Raw genomic sequence first — 17,967 nt, forward strand, 5'->3', positions numbered from 1 at the left:
TGCTGGACCCCGGCCGTTCCGGAGGTGGTGCGGTCGTGCGGTGGCGCTAGCGGGCGAACGCGTAGAGCACGCTGTGGGCCACCGAGCCCAGGCGCAGCGTGGCCGAGCGGTCACCCGTGGTGGTGGCCTTGCCGGGGGCGTAGGTCAGCGTCAGCCTCGCCGAGCCGCCGGCCGGGACCGTCAGCGTGCTGGCCGACACCCGGAAGGCGGGGTCACCGGTGACTGAGACCGGCGTGGTCACCGGCGCCGCGGTCAGGTTGGTGACCGTCAGCGTCCGGGTCAGCGCCTGGCCGCTGCCCGAGGGCACCGCGCCGAAGGAGGTGCTGACCGAGGACAGCGCCAGCCGGGCGCCGACGGCCGCGTCGAGGTCCTCGAGCCCGGACCCGGTCACGAGCGGGTCGGTCTCGAGGGCGGTGACGGCGGTGGACTGCTTCAGCACGCCCGTCGCGGAGGTGTTGACCAGGGCCGAGCGGACCTGGGCGGCGCTCCACCCGGGGTGGGCCTGGCGGACCACGGCGGCGGATCCGGCGAGGTGCGGGGTGGCCATCGAGGTGCCCTGCATGAAGCCCCAGCAGCCCTCGGCGGGCAGCGGGTCGCAGAAGGACTGCGGCAGCGAGGAGAGGATGTTGACGCCGGGAGCGGTCACGTCGGGCTTCACGCGGTAGCTGACGTCGGTCGGGCCCTGGCTGGAGAAGTCGCCCATGATGTCGTCGTTGCCGCTGTCGACGTACGCCGGGGTGACGCCGATCGTGACGGGTCCGCCGGCCAGGCCGGCCAGCTCCGTGGCGTCGGCGTACGGCGCCATCACGGCCGGGATCGTCGCCGGGGCGGCGGCGTCGGCGGCCATCGCGACCGGGTCGCCGGGCACGTTGTTGACCACGATCGTGCCGACGGCGCCGGCCTTCTCGGCGGTCGCGACCTTGGTGCCGAAACTGCAGGTGCCGCGCGCCACGAGGGCGATGGCGCCGGTGGTGGAGGCGGTGAAGTCGCCGGCCTCGCAGCCGTCCCCGAACGCCAGCGCGGAGGTGCCGCCGGCCGGGACGAGGGTGCCGGTGAGCGGCGTCGTCGGGATCGCGAAGTCGCCGGTGGCGGTGACGCTCACGGGGGTGCCGGTGGCCGCGGTGCCGGCGTACACCGGGACGCCGGTGTAGTGGCCGACCGAGGACGCGCCCGCGGTCAGCGCCCGCTCGGCGGAGCCGGGGGAGCCGATCGTGAAGTGGCCGGGGCCCTCGTTGCCGCCCGCGACCGCGACCACGATGTTGGCCCTGTCGAGGTTGTCCACGGCGGTGGTGAGCAGGTCCTGGTTGCCAGAGGCGCTGCCGCCGAGGCTCATGTTGAGCACCTGCATGCCGTCCTCGGCGGCGGCCTGCAACGCGTCGAGGATGTCCTCGCTGCGCGCGTTGTCGATGTCGCCGGGGAAGACGTTGTAGTTGCCGAGCAGGGCTCGCGGGGCGACGCCGCTGGGGGCGTAGGGGATCTTCGCGCCGTCGACCGAGGCCGGGGTGCGGGGGTTGCAGGCGGCGGTGCCGGCGACGTGGGTGCCGTGGTCCTGGACCGCCTCCGGGGTGAGCCCCTGCTGGGCCGCCTTGTTGGCGAAGACCCGGGCCACGACCACCTTGTCGTTGGTGAACCGGGTGTCGCCGAGCTGCTTCTGGGCGGGGTAGCCGGTCGCGCGGAAGCACGGGTGGGTCGCGTCGATGCCGGTGTCGACGATCCCGATCCTGACGCCCTCGCCGGCCCGCGTGGGGGCGCCCGGCTCGGCGATCGCCCACGCGGCCTCGGCGTCGATGCGCTCGAGGTCGGGGTCGGTGACGCTGGGGGCGTACGTCGCGGCGTACCCCGCCTGGGCGACGCCGGGGGCGCCGGCGAGGGTCGCGAGCGGGGTGCCGTTGAGCCGGACCGCGACGCCGTTCAGGGCGATGTCGTACTCGCCCACGACCGTGGCCGCCGGGGCGTTGCCGCGCAGCCAGGCGCGCAGGTCGTTGCGCTGGGCCGCCAGCCGGGCCCGGACGTTCCTGGCCTTGGTGGTGCCGAGGGCGAGGCCCTTGCCGGCGGCCGGGGCGGTGCTCGGGTCGGTGGCGACGGGGTCGCGGGAGAGCCGCAGGATCGCGGTGCTGGTGTCGGCGCCGGACGAGGAGCGGACGTCGGAGGTGGCCTGGCGGGTGGTGCCGGACCCGCCGGCGGGGTCCGCCGCGTCGGCCGGACCAGTGAGGGCGACCCCCGTGGCGGCGGTGCTCAGCCCGAGGACGGCAGCGGCCGCCACGGCGGACAGCTGGCGAGGTGTACGTCGGTTCATCGTGCTCCCGGTGACAGGGCACGACCCGGTCACCCCCGCGGACCCGAGCCGTACCGATGGTTGTCCCGTGAAACTAGGTCGCCGTCACGGCTCCCGGGAAGGGCCGGGGGCAGGTCGTGACCGACTCGTGTCCGAACGCGGGGGCTCAGCCCAGCTCGGGCGAGACCCCCGTCAGCCCGACGGAGACCTCCCACAGCCGGGCCGCGAGCCCCGCGTCGCGGGCCCAGCGGCTCTGCTTGGCCTCGCCGAGCCGACCGCGGCTCTCCATCAGCCCGGTCGGGCCGGTGTAGGAGCCCGGAGCGGCGTACGTCGAGGCCCACAGCGTCGGGTTGGCCCCGGCCCTGGAGGACTGCACGACCAGGGGCATCACCAGCGGGGCGAGCTGCTTGACGCCGGGCAGCGAGCCCAGGCCGTCGGGGCTGGTCACCAGGCCGGTGTTGGAGACGCCGGGGTGGCAGGCGGTGACGGTGAGCCGGCTGCCCGCCGCGGTGGCGCGGCGCTGCAGCTCGTGGGCGAACAGCAGGTTGGCCAGCTTGGAGTTGCCGTAGGCCTTGTTGGAGCTGTACGTCGCCCCCGGGTTGCCCTCGAGCACGGAGTCGTCGCCCCGGTGGTGGGCGATCGAGGAGACCGCGACGACACGCGGGGCCTCGGCCTCCAGGAGCCGCGGCAGCAGCCGTCCGGTGAGCGCGAAGTGGCCGAGGTGGTTGGTGCCGAACTGGAGCTCGTGACCGTCGGCCGTCTCGCGGTAGCGCGGCGGCGTCATCACGCCGGCGTTGGCGACGAGCAGGTCGAGCGGGCCCTGCCAGGCCTGCGCGAACGCGCGCACGGACTCCTGCGAGGCCAGGTCGAGCTCGGCGACCTCGGTGTCGCCGGTCAGCCGGCCCTGCGCCTCGCGGGCCGAGTCGAGGTTGCGGCAGGCGAGCGTGACGTGGGCGCCGTGGGCGGCGAACGCCTTCGCGGCGTGGAACCCGATGCCGGAGTTGGCGCCGGTCACCACGACCCGCCGTCCGGTCAGGTCTGGGAGGTCGTCGGGGCCGAAGCGGGCGAGGTGCGGGGTGCGGGTGGGGGTGCTCATGCGGTGCCTCTCGGAGGGGTGGGGTCGGTGAGGAGCGCGCCGGTGCCGCCCCGGGCGAGCGACCGGGCGATCACCAGGCGCTGGATCTGGTTGGTGCCCTCGAAGATCTGGGTCACCTTGGCCTCGCGCATGAAGCGCTCGACCGGGAAGTCGCGGGTGTAGCCGTAGCCGCCGAGCACCTGCACCGCGTCGGTGGTCACCTTCATGGCGGCGTCCGTGGCCACGAGCTTGGCCACCGAGGCCTCGCGGGAGAAGGGCAGGTCGCGGTCCTTGAGCCGCGCCGCGTGGAGGTACGTCGCCCGGCTGCTCGCCACCGCGGCCTCCATGTCGGCCAGCAGGAAGCCGAGGCCCTGGAAGTCGATGATCCGCTGGCCGAACTGCTGGCGCTCCTTGGCGTAGGCCACCGCGTGGTCGAGCGCACCCTGGGCGAGGCCGACGGCCACCGCGGCGATACCGAGCCGGCCGGCGTCGAGGCCCGACAGCGCGATCGTGAGCCCGTCGCCCTCGGCGCCGAGCAGCCGGTCCGCGGGCACCCGGGCGCCCTCGAAGCGCATCGTGGCGGTGGCCGAGCCGGTGAGGCCCATCTTGTGCTCCGGCGGGTCCGCCACCAGGCCCGGCGTGTCGGCCGGGACGAGGAAGCAGGAGATGCCGTTGCGCTCCTCGGAGGTGCGGGCCATCAGCTTGTAGAAGTCCGCGTGACCTCCGTGGGTGGTCCACGCCTTCGCGCCGTCGACGACGTAGTCGTCGCCCTCGCGTCGGGCGCGGGTGCGCATCGCGCTCGGGTCGGAGCCGGCGTGGGCCTCGGAGAGGCAGTAGGCGCCCAGCAGCTCGCCGCCGAGCATGTCGGGCAGCCAGCGCTGGCGCTGCTGTTGCGTGCCGGCGGTGACGAGCCCGAAGCAGGACAGTGCGTGGACGCTGACCCCCACCCCGACGCTGGCCCACACGCTGGCGATCTCCTCGACGACCTGCAGGTAGACCTCGTAGGGCTGGCCGCCGCCGCCCAGCTCCTCGTCGTAGGGCAGACCGAGGAGACCGGCGCGGCCCAGGGTGCGGAACACCTCGCGCGGGAAGGTCTCGGTGGCCTCGGCCTCGGCCACGCGGGGGAGCAGCTCGCCCTCGCACAGGTCGCGGGTCAGCCCGAGGAGCGCGGTGGCCTCCTCGGTGGGGAGCACGCGGGTCGCCGGCATGACCCCGAACCTAGCCCGGGAATCCAGCCGGCGGGCTCAGCGCTCCGAGGCGAGGGCGGCGGCCCCGACGATGCCCGCGGTGTTGCGCAGCGTGGCCGAGATGATCTCGGTCTCGACATCGATGAGGTGCATGAACTCGGCCGCGTGCTTGCTCACGCCACCGCCCACCACGAACAGCTGCGGGGAGAACAGCCGCTCCAGCGTGCGGTAGTAGGTGGTGAGCCGGCCGGCCCACTTCTCCCACGAGAGGTCCTCGCCCTTGCGGGCCGAGTTGGCGGCGCGCTTCTCGGCGTCGTGGCCCTCGATCTCGAGGTGGCCGAGCTCGGAGTTGGGGATCAGCACGCCGTCGTACAGCAGCGCGGAGCCGATGCCGGTGCCGAGCGTGGTGACGATGACCAGGCCGGGGCGGTGGTGGGCCACGCCGTAGCGGGCCTCGGCCAGGCCGGCGGCGTCGGCGTCGTTGATCGCGTGCACCTCGCGGCCGAGCTCGTTGGCCAGGAGGTCGTCGGCGTCGGTGCCGATCCAGTCGGAGTCGATGTTGGCGGCCGAGGCCACGACCCCGTTGGTGCGGACCACGCCCGGGATGGTGACCCCGACCGGGCTGGTGGTGTCCTCGAAGCGCTCGAGCAGCTCGGCCATCACCTTGGCCACCGCCTTGGGGGTGGACTTCTCGGGGGTGTCGATCCGCTCGCGCTCGGCGGAGAACTCCCCGGTGGCCAGGTCGACGGGAGCCGCCTTGATGCCGCTGCCGCCGAAGTCGATGCCGATGGGGTCTGCCATGCGCGACAACCTAGCCGGGCGCCGTCGTGATGCCCATGGTTGCCGAAACGTTAACCGCCCAGACCTCCCCGAACCGGGCGGACCGGGATAGGAAGGACGACGGCGGTGGCGCCCCATCTCGGGCGGCGTCACGTTCTCGAGGAGTCTCCCCATGCGCCCTGCCCCGCGCCCGTTGCTGCGCCCCTTCGTCCTGCCGACCCTGGCCGCGCTCGCCGTCGGTGTCGTCCCACTCCTGGCGACGCCCGCCGGCGCCGCGCCCGCCGGCGACCAGCTGGTCGTCTCCGAGGTGTACGGCGGGGGCGGCTCGGCGAGCTCGACCGTGGCCCGCGACTTCGTGGAGCTGCTGAACCCGACCTCGGCGCCGCTGTCGGTCGACGGGTTGTCGGTGCAGTACCGCTCGGCGACCGGGGCCGCCGCACCCTCGGGCGTCACGACGCTCACCGGCACCGTGCCGGCCGGCGGTCGCTACCTCGTCGGCCTCAGCGGCAGCGGCAGCAGCACCTCCGCCGCGCCGCTGCCCACGCCGGACGCCAGCGGCAGCACGGCCCTGGCCGCCGGGTCCGGCACCGTCTTCCTGGCCCGGGGGACGACGCCCCTGACCACGCCGCCCACCGGCTCGCTCACGGGCGACCCGCGGGTGGTCGACCTGGTGGGCTACGGCACCAGCAACACCTTCGAGGACGCGCCCGCCCCGGCCGGCTCGGCCGGCACCTCGCTGGCCCGTGACGCCGCCGGCAAGGACACCGACGACAACGCCGCCGACCTCGGGGTCGGCGCACCCACGCCCGACGCCGCGCCCGCCGGGTCGACACCCGAGCCGCCCGCCCCGGCCACCGACGCCACCGTCGCCGAGGTCCAGGGCACCGGCACGACCAGCCCGCTCGCCGGCCGGCAGGTGCGGACCACCGGCGTCGTCACCGCGGCATACCCCACGGGGGGCTTCAACGGCTTCTTCCTGCAGACCGCCGGGACCGGCGGCGCCACCGGTGCGCGGACCGCCTCGGACGCGTTGTTCGTCTACGGCTCCGCCGCGACGCGCGAGGTCGCCGTGGGCGACCACGTGCAGGTGACCGGGCGCGTCTCGGAGTACCAGGGCATGACCCAGCTGACGCCGGGGTCGGCGGCCGACGTCGCCGACCTCCCCGGCGCGGCGGCCGTCACCCCCACCGCCACCGGCTGGCCGCGCACCGACGCCGAGCGGGAGCGGCTCGAGGGCATGCTGCTGGCGCCGCAGGGACCGTTCACGGTCGCCGACAACTACGCCCTCAACCAGTACGCCGAGCTCGGGCTCGCCTCGGGCACGACCCCCCTCTTCCAGCCCACCGAGGTGGCCGACCCCGCCGACGCCGCCGAGATCCGCGCGGTGGTCGAGGACAACGCCGCCCGCGCGGTCACGCTCGACGACGGGGCGACCACCAACTTCCTCACCGCGAAGGACACCCCGCTGCCCTACCTGACCCAGGACCGCGAGCTCCGGGTCGGGGCGCCGGTGTCCTTCGAGCAGCCCGTCGTCCTGGACTACCGCTTCGACGCCTGGCGGCTCCAGCCCACCGACCAGCTGACCGCCACCGACCCGCTGCCGGTGCGCGTCGCCGACACCCGCACCTCGGCGCCCGAGCCGGTGGGCGGCCGGGTGCGGATCGCGTCGTTCAACGTCCTCAACTACTTCACCACCACCGGGGAGGACGTCGAGGCCGCCGGCGGGGACTGTGACTACTACACCGACCGGGCCGGCAACCCCGACACGGTGAGGAGCTGCGAGACCGCCGCCGGCGGGGACGGGCCGCGTGGTGCCGCGCAGGCCGACGACCTCGCCCGCCAGCAGGCCAAGCTGGTGGCGGCGCTGAACGGTCTCGACGCCGACGTGGTCTCGCTGGAGGAGCTGGAGAACTCCGCGAAGTTCGGCCTCGACCGCGACGCCGCCCTGGCCACCCTCACCGGCGCGCTCAACGACGCGGCCGGCGTCGGCACCTGGGACTACGTCCGCTCGCCGGGCTCGGCCGACTCGCCGGCCGCCCAGGAGGACGAGGACGTCATCCGCACCGGCTTCGTCTACCGTCCCGACGCGGTGCGCCCGGTCGGGGAGTCGGTCATCGACGACGTGCCGACGTTCGACAACGCCCGCGACCCGCTGGCCCAGGCCTTCGAGCCGCGCCGCAGCGGCGGGCCGCAGAGCCGGTTCATGCTCGTGGTCAACCACTTCAAGTCCAAGGGCTCCGGCGCCCCGGGCGACGGCGACACCGGCCAGGGCGCGTCCAACCTGGCCCGGGTCGCGCAGGCCCGCGAGCTGGTGCGCTTCGCCGGGGAGATGGAGTCCACCGTCCCCACCGGTCGCGTCTTCCTGGCCGGCGACCTGAACGCCTACACCCAGGAGGACCCGCTCCAGGTGCTCTACGACGCCGGCTACACCGACATCGGCTCGGACCGCGCACCCGAGGAGTTCACCTACCTCTTCGACGGTCGGGTGGGCTCGCTCGACCACGTGCTCGGCAACCCCGCGGCGATGCGGACCGTCACCGGCGCCCACGTGTGGAACCTCAACGCGGTCGAGTCGGTGGCCCTGGAGTACAGCCGCTACAACTACAACGCCACCGACTTCTTCGCCCCCGACCCCTACCGCTCCTCCGACCACGACCCCCTCGTCGTCGGGCTGGACCCGCGGCCGGGGCGTGGGACGGGCCGGTAGCGCGACGGTGACCGGACGCACCTACCGACCGGTAGCCGCGCCGGGCATCATGGGGGCATGACGACCTCACCCGCCGCCACCGGCACGTCCCGGACCCTGCCCGACCACGTCGGCGTCGTCGTGATCGGCGCCGGCCTGTCGGGCATCGGGGCGGGCTACCGGCTGCAGACCGAGTGCCCCGACCGCGACTACCTGATCCTCGAGGGACGCGAGTCGATGGGCGGCACGTGGGACCTGTTCCGCTACCCCGGCGTCCGCTCGGACTCCGACATCTTCACCTTCGGGTTCACCTTCCGCCCGTGGGAGGGCGACCAGGCGCTGGCCGACGGCCCCGGCATCCTGCAGTACGTCAAGGACACCGCCGCGGAGTTCGGCATCGAGGAGAAGATCCGCTACTCCACCCAGGTCGTCGGGGCCGCCTTCGACACGGGCGCCGGGGTGTGGACGCTGAGCGTCGAGACGCCGTCGGGTCCGGCGGAGCTGACCTGCGACTTCGTCGTCGGGTCCCACGGCTACTACAGCTACGACGCGCCGTACGACGCGAAGCTGACCGGCATCGACGACTTCGCGGGCGAGGTCGTGCACCCGCAGTTCTGGCCCGAGGACCTGTCGCTGGCCGGTAAGAAGGTCGTGGTCGTCGGCTCCGGCGCCACCGCGGTGACGATCGTGCCGTCGGTCGCCGGCGAGGCCGAGCACGTGACGATGCTGCAGCGCACCCCGACCTACATCGCGGCGCTGCCCCGTCGCGACAAGCTCGCCGGGCTCGCCCAGCGCTTCCTGCCCGAGATGGCGGCCTACCGCGCGATCCGGGTCAAGAACATCGCCTACCAGGCCGGCACCTACGCGTTCTTCCGGCGCTTCCCCGAGCTCGGCAAGAAGGTCCTGGCCAGCGGGGTGGCGCGTCACCTCAACGCCGAGGCGGCGGCCGACAACTTCGCCCCGCCGTACGACCCCTGGGACCAGCGGCTGTGCGTCGTCCCCGACGGTGACCTGTTCAAGGCCATCAAGCGCGGCGACGCCGAGGTCGTCACCGACACCATCGACTCCGTCGTGCCCGAGGGCATCCGGCTCTCGTCCGGGCGGGTGCTCGAGGCCGACGTGATCGTGACCGCGACCGGGCTCAGCCTCGACGTGAGCGCCGGCATCGCGCTCACCGTCGACGGTGAGGAGGTCGACCTGGGGCAGGAGTTCATGTGGCGCGGCGCGATGGTGACCGGCGTGCCGAACTACGTGCGGGTCATCGGCTACACCAACGCCTCGTGGACGCTGCGGGCCGACGTCACCGGGGTGCTGGCGACGCGGGTGCTCAACCTGATGCGCGAGCGGGACGCGGCGTACGTCGTCCCGGAGCCCGACGGCGAGCTGCGCCCGCAGCCGCTGCTCGACCTGGCCTCGGGCTACATCAAGCGCTCCGCGCACCAGCTGCCGCAGCAGGGGCACCGGCGGCCGTGGCTGATCACGCAGAGCTACCCGATCGACCGCCGGCAGACGCTGCACGGCGAGCTCGACCGCGAGCTGAAGGTCGTGACGCGGGCCGCGCTGCCGGGGGCCGCCACCGCGTCGGCCTCCTCGGAGTCCGTCGCGTGAGCGGCTGGCAGCCGGACGTCCTCGGGGACGGCTACGAGCAGCGCACCCTCGAGCTCGGGCCCGACCCCGACGGCGAGGGCGAGGTCGCCGCGGTCGTGGTGCGTCGTACGCCGCGGGAGGCCGACGAGGTCCGTGGCGCCGTGCTCTACGTCCACGGCTTCACCGACTACTTCTTCCAGACCGACCTGGCCGACTTCTTCGCCGCCCACGGGCTGGCGTTCCTCGCCGTCGACCTGCGCAAGTCCGGGCGGGCGCGGCGCGAGGGGCAGACCGCCCACTACACGACCGACCTCGCCCGCCACGACGAGGAGCTCGACGCGGCCCTGGCCGTCGTGGTCGAGGAGCACCCCGGCCTCCCCGTCGTCGTCCTCGCCCACTCCACCGGCGGGCTGATCACCCCGCTGTGGCTGGACCGGCGCCGTCGGCGGCTCGGTGACGTCGGTCCCGTCGCCGGCCTCGTGCTCAACAGCCCGTGGTTCGACCTGCAGGGCACCGACCTGCAGCGCGGTCCGGTGACCCAGGCGCTGCGCCTGCTCAGCAAGGTGCGGCCGCTGCAGGAGCTGACCGCGGGGCTCAGCATCTACGGCCCCTCGCTGCACACCAGCGGCACCGGCGAGTGGGACTTCGACCCGGCGATGAAGCCGCTCGAGGGCTGCCCGGTCACGTGGGGCTGGCTCAACGCCGTACGCCGCGGCCACGCCCGGCTCCACCGCGGCCTCGACGTCGGCGTCCCCTCCCTGGTCCTCCGCTCCCGGCGCAGCGACTTCTCCTCGGCGTACTCCGAGACCAGCGACCGCGCCGACATCGTCCTCGACGTCGAGCACATGTCGCGCTGGGCCGGCTGCCTCGGCGGCGAGGTCGAGGTCGCCGTCCTCGACGACGCCCGCCACGACGTCTTCCTCTCCCTCCCCACGCCGCGCGCCGCGGCGTACGACCGGGTGGGGCGGTGGTTGCGGGAGCACGGGTTGGGGGAGGGCAGTTTCACCGGCTAGCCGGTGAAACTGCCCGACGAAGGGGGCGAATCGGACGGACGCGGGCAGTTTCAGCTGCGTGACTGTCCGTTTCGAGCCAGTCGGACCAGGCGTACGCCGCGTGGTGTGAAGCGCCACCTGGCATCCACAGCCTCCCCGACGCGGCGACGTGTCCACAGGCCGGCAAGAAGGACTGTCGTTCCACGGTGAGTCGACCACGCTGCTGGCGTGGACGACCTCATCGACGAGCTGCTCGGCGACGACCTCTTCTTCCTCCGCCGTGACGCGCTGGCGTGCGGCCTGGGCGACAAGGCGTTGGCGAGGCTGCGCCGCGAGGGGGTCCTTCATCGCGTCCGCCACGGCGCCTACACGCGGCGCTCGCACTGGCGCTCCCTCGACCAGGCCGGGCGGCACCTCCTCCGCGCCAGGTGCTCCGTCCGGGCGGCGTGCTCCGACGTAGCGCTGTCGCACACCTCGGCTGCGCTGGCGATGGGATGCCCCGTGTGGGGGATCGCCCTCGACGACGTCCACCTCCTCCGGCTCGACGGCCGCGGCGGCCGTCGGGAGGCCGGTGTCTGCCAGCACCACCACTCCTACGTCCAGGAGGACCTCGTCATGTCTGGGGGCATCCTGGTGACCTCCCCAGCGCGCACCTGTCTCGACCTCACGACCATCACCGGTGTCGAGCGGGCGCTCGTCGTCGTCGACCACCTGCTGCACCGGGGCGAGGTCAGCAAGGAGGACCTCCTCCGACGGAGACGCGACATGCCCTACAGACCAGGGTCCCTGACGACCGGGTTGACCCTGTCGCTGGCCGACGGCCGCTCGGAGTCCGTCGGGGAGACGCGCCTGCGCTACCTGCTGTGGCGAGGTGGGCTGCCGTCCCCCGTGCCGCAGTTCCCGGTGACGACCGGCGATCGGGTGCTCTACCGGCTGGACCTGGCGTGGCCCGAGCTCGGGGTGTGGCTTGAGTTCGACGGCCGGGACAAGTACGTCAGCTACCTGCGTCCCGGGGAGTCGGTGGTGGACGTCGTGCTCCGGGAGAAACGGCGCGAGGAGGACATCGCGCGGCGTACGGGGTGGCGCTGCATTCGCGTCACCTGGAGGGACCTGGCTGATCCGGGCCGCCTGGTGGCTCGCATCGCCGCGGCGCTGGCCGGTGGTCCGGTTGCCGCCTGAACAGACAGATCGGGCGGTCGGGCAGGCGAAGCCGGCGGCTGATGTCCGATGTGCCGCTCTTGACGGGCAGTTTCACCGGCCAGCCGGTGAAACTGCCCCGCTTTACATTCGAGAACCCCTTGTCGAACTTCTGTACAAACGCTACGTTCCTGTCCATTCCTTTGACATCTGGCCCTCAGATGTCAAATGAGAGGAGCAGGCGATGGCGAGCAGCGCGACGGTCCCGCAGGGGTCAACCGAGGAGTGGCAGGACGGCAAGCGCCGGCTGTGGCTGATCGGGCTGGTGGTGCCGTCGCTGGCGCTGGTCGCGTTCGTGATGCACCGGCTGACCGACTGGCCGGTGTGGGTGTGGATCGGGCCGATCGTGATCCTCGTGGTCGTGCCGGCCATCGACCTGATCGCCGGGCTCGACCGCACCAACCCGCCGGACGACGTGATCGAGCGGCTCGAGGCCGACCGCTACTACCGGTGGATCACCTACGCCTACCTCCCGATCCAGTACGCCGGCTTCGTGATGGCGTTCGTGTGGATCTCCCACCCCGAGTGGCTGGGGGTGGACCCCCTGGGCACCTGGGAGAAGATCGGCGTCGCCGTCTCGATCGGCTGCATCGGCGGCATCGGCATCAACACCGCCCACGAGCTCGGCCACAAGAAGGAGAGCCACGAGCGCTGGCTGTCCAAGATCGCGCTGGCGCAGAGCTTCTACGGCCACTTCTACATCGAGCACAACCGCGGCCACCACGTCCGCGTCGCCACCCCCGAGGACCCCGCGAGCAGCCGCTTCGGCGAGACGTTCTACGCCTTCTGGCCGCGCACCGTGGTCGGGTCGCTGAAGAGCGCCTGGCGCCTGGAGAAGCGGCGGTACGCCCGCAAGCACCAGCACCCGTTCCGGCTCGGCAACGACGTGCTCAACGCGTGGCTGATGTCGGTGGTCCTGTGGGGCGCGATGGTCGCGGTGCTCGGCTGGCAGGTCCTGCCGCTGCTCGTGGTGCAGGCCGTCGTCGGCTTCACGCTGCTCGAGGTCGTGAACTACATGGAGCACTACGGGATGCTGCGCCAGAAGGTCGGCGTCGGCCACCGCGAGCGCTACGAGCGCGTCGACCCCAGCCACAGCTGGAACAGCAACAACATCGCCACCAACGTGCTGCTCTACCACCTGCAGCGCCACAGCGACCACCACGCCAACCCCACCCGTCGCTACCAGACGCTGCGCGACTTCGAGGAGTCCCCGGTCCTGCCCACGGGTTACGCCGGGATGATCGTGCTCGCTGTCGCGCCCCCGCTGTGGCGCCGCGTGATGGACCCGCGCGTGCTGGCCCACTTCGACGGCGACATCACCCGCGCCAACCTGCAGCCGCGCAAGCGCGAGCGCATCCTGGCGCGGTACGCCGCGGACACCCGGGCCGCCCAGGAGAAGGCCGCGCGCGACGCCGCCGACGCGGCCGCGCTGGCCGCCGCCGACGAGGTGCTGGCGGCGCAGTGCCCCGGCTGCGGCTACACCTACGAGGTCGAGCGCGGCGACGAGCACGAGGGCTTCGCCGCCGGCACGGCCTGGGCCGACGTGCCCGACTCCTGGTGCTGCCCGGACTGCGGCGTGCGCGAGAAGGTCGACTTCGTGCCCGTGGACGCCGGGCGCCTGACGGGGTCGTGAGGACGGGGCTCGCGCAGCGGGCACCTAGGCTGAGGGGCATGCGCCCCTTCGTCGCCCCCGTCTCCCACCGGGAGCGGCTGCTCGGGGCGGCGGCGCAGTTCACCGCCGAGCGCGGCTGGAGCGCGCTGACGATGGCCAAGCTGGCCGAGCTCGTCGGGGTGAGCCGGCAGACGGTCTACAACGAGATCGGCGGCAAGCCGCAGCTCGCCGAGGCGATGATCCTGCGCGAGCTGGAGACCTTCCTGGCGCGCGTGGACGCGGCGTTCTCCGACAACCCGGCCGACCTGGTCCGTGCGATCGAGGCGGCGGCGGTCAACGTGCTGGAGCTGGCGCGCACCGACCCGCTGCTCCACATGGTGGTGCGCAGCAGCCAGGGCGCGGAGTCCGACCTGCTGCCGCTGCTCACCACGCACTCCGAGGCGCTGCTCGACGCCGCCGGTGCCGTCATCGGTGAGCACGTACGCCGCTACGACGTCCCGCTCGACCGCGAGCGGATGCAGGTCATGGTCGACATGGTGATCCGACTCGTGCTCAGCCACGTGATGCAACCCGCCGGCGAGCCCCGCGAGACCGCGGCCACGATCGCCTGGATCGCCGAGCGCGTCCTCGCCGCGTGACCACCTGCTGGTCCCGCGGTGAGAACACCTGACCGCCTTGCTACTGGCGAGTTAGGCTCGGCCCACGACGCCCCCGCTGCCGGTGAGGGGTGCCCTGGGGAGGGTCGGAGCAGATGTGCGAGGAGCACGAGAGCGGAGCCGGTGTCGGACGCCGTCCGCTGCTCGCCATGCTCGGCCTGGGCGCGGTCACCACGGCGTGCGGGAGCTCGGCCGGCGACGACCAGCGCCGCGCCTCGGCCCCGACCACGGCCGGCACCACGCCCGGCGGCAAGGGCGGGAGCTCCGAGGGCGCTGCCCCGGCGGCCGATCCCGACATGGCGGTCGACCCGCCCGGTGAGCTGGAGGGCGCACTGCGCTCCTCGGACTTCCTCGTCTACGGCAAGGGGCCCCTGGAGAAGGGGGCGGTGGAGAAGATGCTCGACATCTCGGGCGTCCAGCAGGTCGAGCCGATCGCGCTGGCGTCGTTCTACGTCGACGACGCCCAGGTGACCTACGCCGCCGTCGACCCGGGCACCTTCCGCCGGTTCACGATGGCCGGCACCGCGCAGACGCAGGCGGTGTGGGACCGGGTGGCCGGGGGCGAGATCGCGGTGGAGCCCAAGATGGGTCGCAAGCTGCAGAGCAAGGACGGCTTCATCGAGATCGGCAACGAGTCGGACTCGCAGCGCATCCACATCGGTGCCTACGCCGGACTGCTGCCCGAGACCGTCGCCCGCCGCATCGACGCCGTCGTCAACCTCAAGTGGGGCGAGGAGCTCGGCATGAAGCTCGGCAACGCCGCGCTCGTCGGCCTCGGCTCCACCTCGCCCCAGAAGGTCCGCAAGAAGCTGCAGGCCGCCGCCGGCGACGGGGCCAGCATCCTGATCCTCGGCCCCGACCTCGACATCAACGCCAAGCAGACGGTGGTGCTCTCCGGTGGCTCGGCGGCGCAGGCGATCGGCTCGTTCTCCTACCGCGCCAACTCCGACGGCACGGTGGCGCCCGACCCCCGCTGGGTGGCGGCCAACATCCGCACCGAGACCATGCCGATCATCGGTCGCGTCACCGGCCACCGCGTGATGCTGCCGCAGCTCAAGGGCGCCCTCGAGGAGATCGTCACCCAGGGCCTGTCGAGCAAGATCTACACCTACGACGGCTGCTACGTGCCGCGGTTCATCGGCCGCGACCCGTCGCGGGGGCTCAGCTTCCACACCTACGGCACCGCCATCGACCTCAACGCGGCCGACAACTACCGCGGCATCGCGGGGGCGATGGACCGCCAGGTGGTCACAATCTTCAAGCGCTGGGGCTTCGCCTGGGGCGGCGACTGGAACTACACCGACCCGATGCACTTCGAGCTCTCCAAGATCAAGGAGAACTGACCCGACCGACCACCGTCGGCGTCGGTCCCACCGCTAGCCTCCCCTGCATGCGCGCAGTGAGAGTCACCAGCCTCGACGGACCCGACGCCATCACCGTGGAGGAGGTCGACGAGCCGCAGGCCGACGGGCCCTTCGGACCCCAGGTGCTCGTCGAGACCCACGCGGTGGGGATCTCCTTCCCCGACCTGCTGCTGAGCAAGGGCGAGTACCAGCTCAAGCCCGACCTCCCCTTCACCCTCGGCGTCGACTTCGCCGGCGTGGTGCGCTCGGCCCCCGAGGGCTCCGGCCTCGCGGCCGGTGACCGCGTCGCGGCGGTGCTGGGCCAGGGAGGTGCCGCCGAGGTCGTCGCCTGCGGCGCCGAGAGCGTCTTCCCGCTGCCCGACTCCCTGAGCTTCGAGCAGGGCGCGGCGCTGCCGATGAACTACCTCACCGCCCACTTCGCGCTCGCCGTGCGCGGCGACCTCCGCGAGGGCCAGACCGTGCTCGTGCACGGCGCCGCCGGCGGCGTCGGCACCGCCACCATCCAGGTCGCCAAGGGGTACGCCGCCCGCACCATCGCCGTGGTCAGCACCGAGGAGAAGGCCGAGGTCGCCCGTCGCGCCGGCGCCGACGAGGTGGTGCTCGTCGACGGCTTCCGGGACGCGGTCAAGGAGCTGACCGAGGGGCGCGGCGTCGACGTGGTCATGGACGTCGTCGGCGGCGACCTGATGACCGACTCCCTGCGCTCGCTCGCCCCCGAGGGCCGGCTGCTGGTGGTCGGGTTCACCGGCGGCACCATCCCGCAGGTCAAGGTCAACCGGCTGCTGCTGAACAACGTCGACGTCCGGGGCGTCGGCTGGGGCGCCTACGCCATGGCGCGACCCGGCTACATGCGCTGGCAGTGGGACGAGCTGCTGCCGATGATGGAGTCCGGCGTCATCGACCCGCCGATCGGGGCGACGTACGACGTGACCGAGTTCGGCCGCGCGCTCACCGACCTCGCCGAGCGCCGCACGCTCGGGAAGTCGGTCGTCACCTTCTAGCCACCTCCGCGGCGTGGGCCGGGTCCTTGACCGGGTCCCCCCACGGGCCCAGACTCACCCCCAGGCTCGGGCCCCGGAACCGATCCATGCCCAGGAGGCGACGATGGCGTCCACGTACGACGAGCGCGGGGTCGACGACAGCTACCTCGAGCACCGCAAGCTCAAGCGGGGCGCCGCGGGGTGGGTGCTGCTGGCGGGCCTCGGGGTCAGCTACGTCATCTCCGGCGACTTCGCGGGCTGGAACTTCGGGCTCGACGAGGGCGGCTGGGGCGGTCTGCTGATCGCCACGCTGCTGATGGGCCTGATGTACACCTGCATGGTCTTCGGCCTGGCCGAGATGTCCTCGGCGCTGCCCGTCGCCGGCGCGGGCTACGGCTTCGCGCGGCGGGCGATGGGTCCGCTCGGCGGCTTCGCGACCGGCATGGCCGTCCTCATCGAGTACGCCGTGGCTCCCGCAGCCATCGCGGTCTTCATCGGGGGCTACGTCGAGGCGCTCGGCCTGTTCGGCCTGACCAGCGGCTGGCTGGTGTTCGCGATCGCCTACCTGGTCTTCATCGGCATCCACCTCTACGGCGTCGGCGAGGCGCTGAAGCTGATGTTCGCCATCACCGCGATCGCCGTCGTGGCGCTGGTCGCGGCGCTGGTCGGGCTGCTGCCGTCGTTCTCGACCTCCAACATGCTCGACATCGCCCCCACGGGCGCGGCCGGGGCCAGCGACTTCCTGCCGATGGGCTTCGCGGGCGTGGTCGCCGCGCTGGTCTACGGCATCTGGTTCTTCCTCGCCGTCGAGGGGGTGCCGCTGGCGGCCGAGGAGACCGACAACCCGGCGCGCGACATGCCCCGCGGCATCATCGCGGCGATGCTGACGCTGCTGCTCTTCGCGGCGCTGATCCTGTTCATCCTCCCGGGCTCGGCGGGCTCGGAGACGATCCGCGCGAGCGACAACCCGCTGCCGGAGGCGATCCGCGCGGTGCGCGGGGAGGACTCGCTGCTCGCCGACTTCGTCAACTGGGCCGGTCTCGCGGGCCTGGTCGCCAGCTTCTTCTCGATCATCTACGCCTACTCCCGCCAGCTGTTCGCGCTCTCCCGGGCGGGCTACCTGCCGCGCGTGATGTCGCTGACCTCGTCGCGCAAGACCCCCTGGGTCGCGCTGCTGGTGCCGGGCACCATCGGCTTCGTGCTGGCCGGCGTCCTCGAGGCCAACATGGGCGCCGACGCCGGCGCCCTGCTGATCAACATCGCCGTCTTCGGCGCCACGGTCTCCTACGTGCTGCTCAACCTCAGCCACATCCTGCTGCGCCGGCGCGAGCCCGACCTCGAGCGGCCCTACCGGACGCCGGGCGGGGTCGTGACGACCGGTGTGGCCCTGGTGCTGAGCGTGGTCGCCGTGGTCGCGACCTTCTTCGTCGACGAGCGCGCCGCCGGCATCACCGCCGGGGTGTTCGTGCTGGCGCTGGCGTACTTCTGGTTCTACAGCCGGCACCACCTGGTCGCCTCCGCGCCCGAGGAGGAGTTCGCCGCGATCGAGAGCGGCGAGTCCGACCTGCACTGATCG

At 73.0% G+C, this 17,967-nt stretch carries 13 protein-coding genes; 9 read left to right on the forward strand and 4 right to left on the reverse strand.

Translation table 11 applies throughout. The features are described 5' to 3' along the window. Nucleotides 1-46: 46 nt before the first annotated feature. The 4 genes from EDD33_RS19095 to ppgK all read right to left on the reverse strand — a co-directional run bounded on the left by EDD33_RS19095 (nucleotide 47) and on the right by ppgK (nucleotide 5,338). Complete coding sequence (locus EDD33_RS19095; protein ID WP_123392675.1) at nucleotides 47-2,263, reverse strand: S8 family serine peptidase; 2,217 nt, start codon at nucleotides 2,261-2,263, stop codon at nucleotides 47-49. A gap of 178 nt (nucleotides 2,264-2,441) precedes the next feature. Continuing rightward, entirely contained in the window at nucleotides 2,442-3,371 is a 930-nt protein-coding gene (locus EDD33_RS19100) for an oxidoreductase (RefSeq protein ID WP_123392676.1), read from the reverse strand. Continuing rightward, entirely contained in the window at nucleotides 3,368-4,558 is a 1,191-nt protein-coding gene (locus EDD33_RS19105; RefSeq protein WP_123392678.1) for an acyl-CoA dehydrogenase family protein, read from the reverse strand. Before EDD33_RS19105 ends, EDD33_RS19100 begins: the two co-directional genes overlap by 4 nt. 36 nt (nucleotides 4,559-4,594) lie before the next feature. Further along, nucleotides 4,595-5,338 (reverse strand): polyphosphate--glucose phosphotransferase, encoded by a 744-nt coding sequence (gene ppgK, locus EDD33_RS19110; protein WP_056542937.1) that lies wholly within the window; start codon nucleotides 5,336-5,338, stop codon nucleotides 4,595-4,597. A gap of 151 nt (nucleotides 5,339-5,489) precedes the next feature. Here ppgK and EDD33_RS19115 point away from each other — a divergent pair, with 151 nt between their 5' ends. The 9 genes from EDD33_RS19115 (at nucleotide 5,490) to eat (ending at nucleotide 17,964) form a co-directional block, all read left to right on the forward strand. Continuing rightward, the gene (locus tag EDD33_RS19115) at nucleotides 5,490-8,024 is read left to right on the forward strand and encodes an ExeM/NucH family extracellular endonuclease (RefSeq protein ID WP_123392680.1); all 2,535 of its coding nucleotides are present in this window, start codon (nucleotides 5,490-5,492) and stop codon (nucleotides 8,022-8,024) included. A gap of 57 nt (nucleotides 8,025-8,081) precedes the next feature. Then, nucleotides 8,082-9,611 carry a flavin-containing monooxygenase gene (locus tag EDD33_RS19120; RefSeq protein WP_123392681.1) on the forward strand — a complete coding sequence of 510 codons (1,530 nt, stop codon included), beginning with the start codon at nucleotides 8,082-8,084 and terminating at the stop codon, nucleotides 9,609-9,611. Beyond that, complete coding sequence (locus EDD33_RS19125; RefSeq protein WP_123392683.1) at nucleotides 9,608-10,603, forward strand: alpha/beta hydrolase; 996 nt, start codon at nucleotides 9,608-9,610, stop codon at nucleotides 10,601-10,603. Before EDD33_RS19120 ends, EDD33_RS19125 begins: the two co-directional genes overlap by 4 nt. Nucleotides 10,604-10,810: 207 nt before the next feature. After that, nucleotides 10,811-11,761: a type IV toxin-antitoxin system AbiEi family antitoxin domain-containing protein gene (locus EDD33_RS19130; protein ID WP_123392685.1), complete on the forward strand. Its 951-nt coding sequence runs from the start codon at nucleotides 10,811-10,813 to the stop codon at nucleotides 11,759-11,761. A gap of 202 nt (nucleotides 11,762-11,963) precedes the next feature. Further along, a complete protein-coding gene (locus tag EDD33_RS19135; protein WP_123392687.1) occupies nucleotides 11,964-13,412 on the forward strand; it encodes a fatty acid desaturase in 1,449 nt (482 codons plus the stop codon). Between the two features lie 38 nt (nucleotides 13,413-13,450). Then, complete coding sequence (locus tag EDD33_RS19140; RefSeq protein ID WP_123392689.1) at nucleotides 13,451-14,029, forward strand: TetR/AcrR family transcriptional regulator; 579 nt, start codon at nucleotides 13,451-13,453, stop codon at nucleotides 14,027-14,029. A 113-nt stretch (nucleotides 14,030-14,142) separates the two neighbouring features. Then, complete coding sequence (locus tag EDD33_RS19145; RefSeq protein WP_123392690.1) at nucleotides 14,143-15,390, forward strand: M15 family metallopeptidase; 1,248 nt, start codon at nucleotides 14,143-14,145, stop codon at nucleotides 15,388-15,390. A gap of 47 nt (nucleotides 15,391-15,437) precedes the next feature. Then, on the forward strand, nucleotides 15,438-16,412 hold the full coding sequence (locus tag EDD33_RS19150; protein WP_123392692.1) for an NADPH:quinone oxidoreductase family protein: 975 nt from the start codon (nucleotides 15,438-15,440) through the stop codon (nucleotides 16,410-16,412). Nucleotides 16,413-16,515: 103 nt separating this feature from the next. Continuing rightward, on the forward strand, nucleotides 16,516-17,964 hold the full coding sequence (gene eat, locus EDD33_RS19155) for an ethanolamine permease (RefSeq protein WP_123392694.1): 1,449 nt from the start codon (nucleotides 16,516-16,518) through the stop codon (nucleotides 17,962-17,964). The last annotated feature ends 3 nt before the right edge of the window (nucleotides 17,965-17,967 follow it).

Origin of the sequence: Nocardioides aurantiacus (assembly GCF_003752505.1) — a bacterium.
Lineage (GTDB): Bacteria > Actinomycetota > Actinomycetes > Propionibacteriales > Nocardioidaceae > Marmoricola > Marmoricola aurantiacus.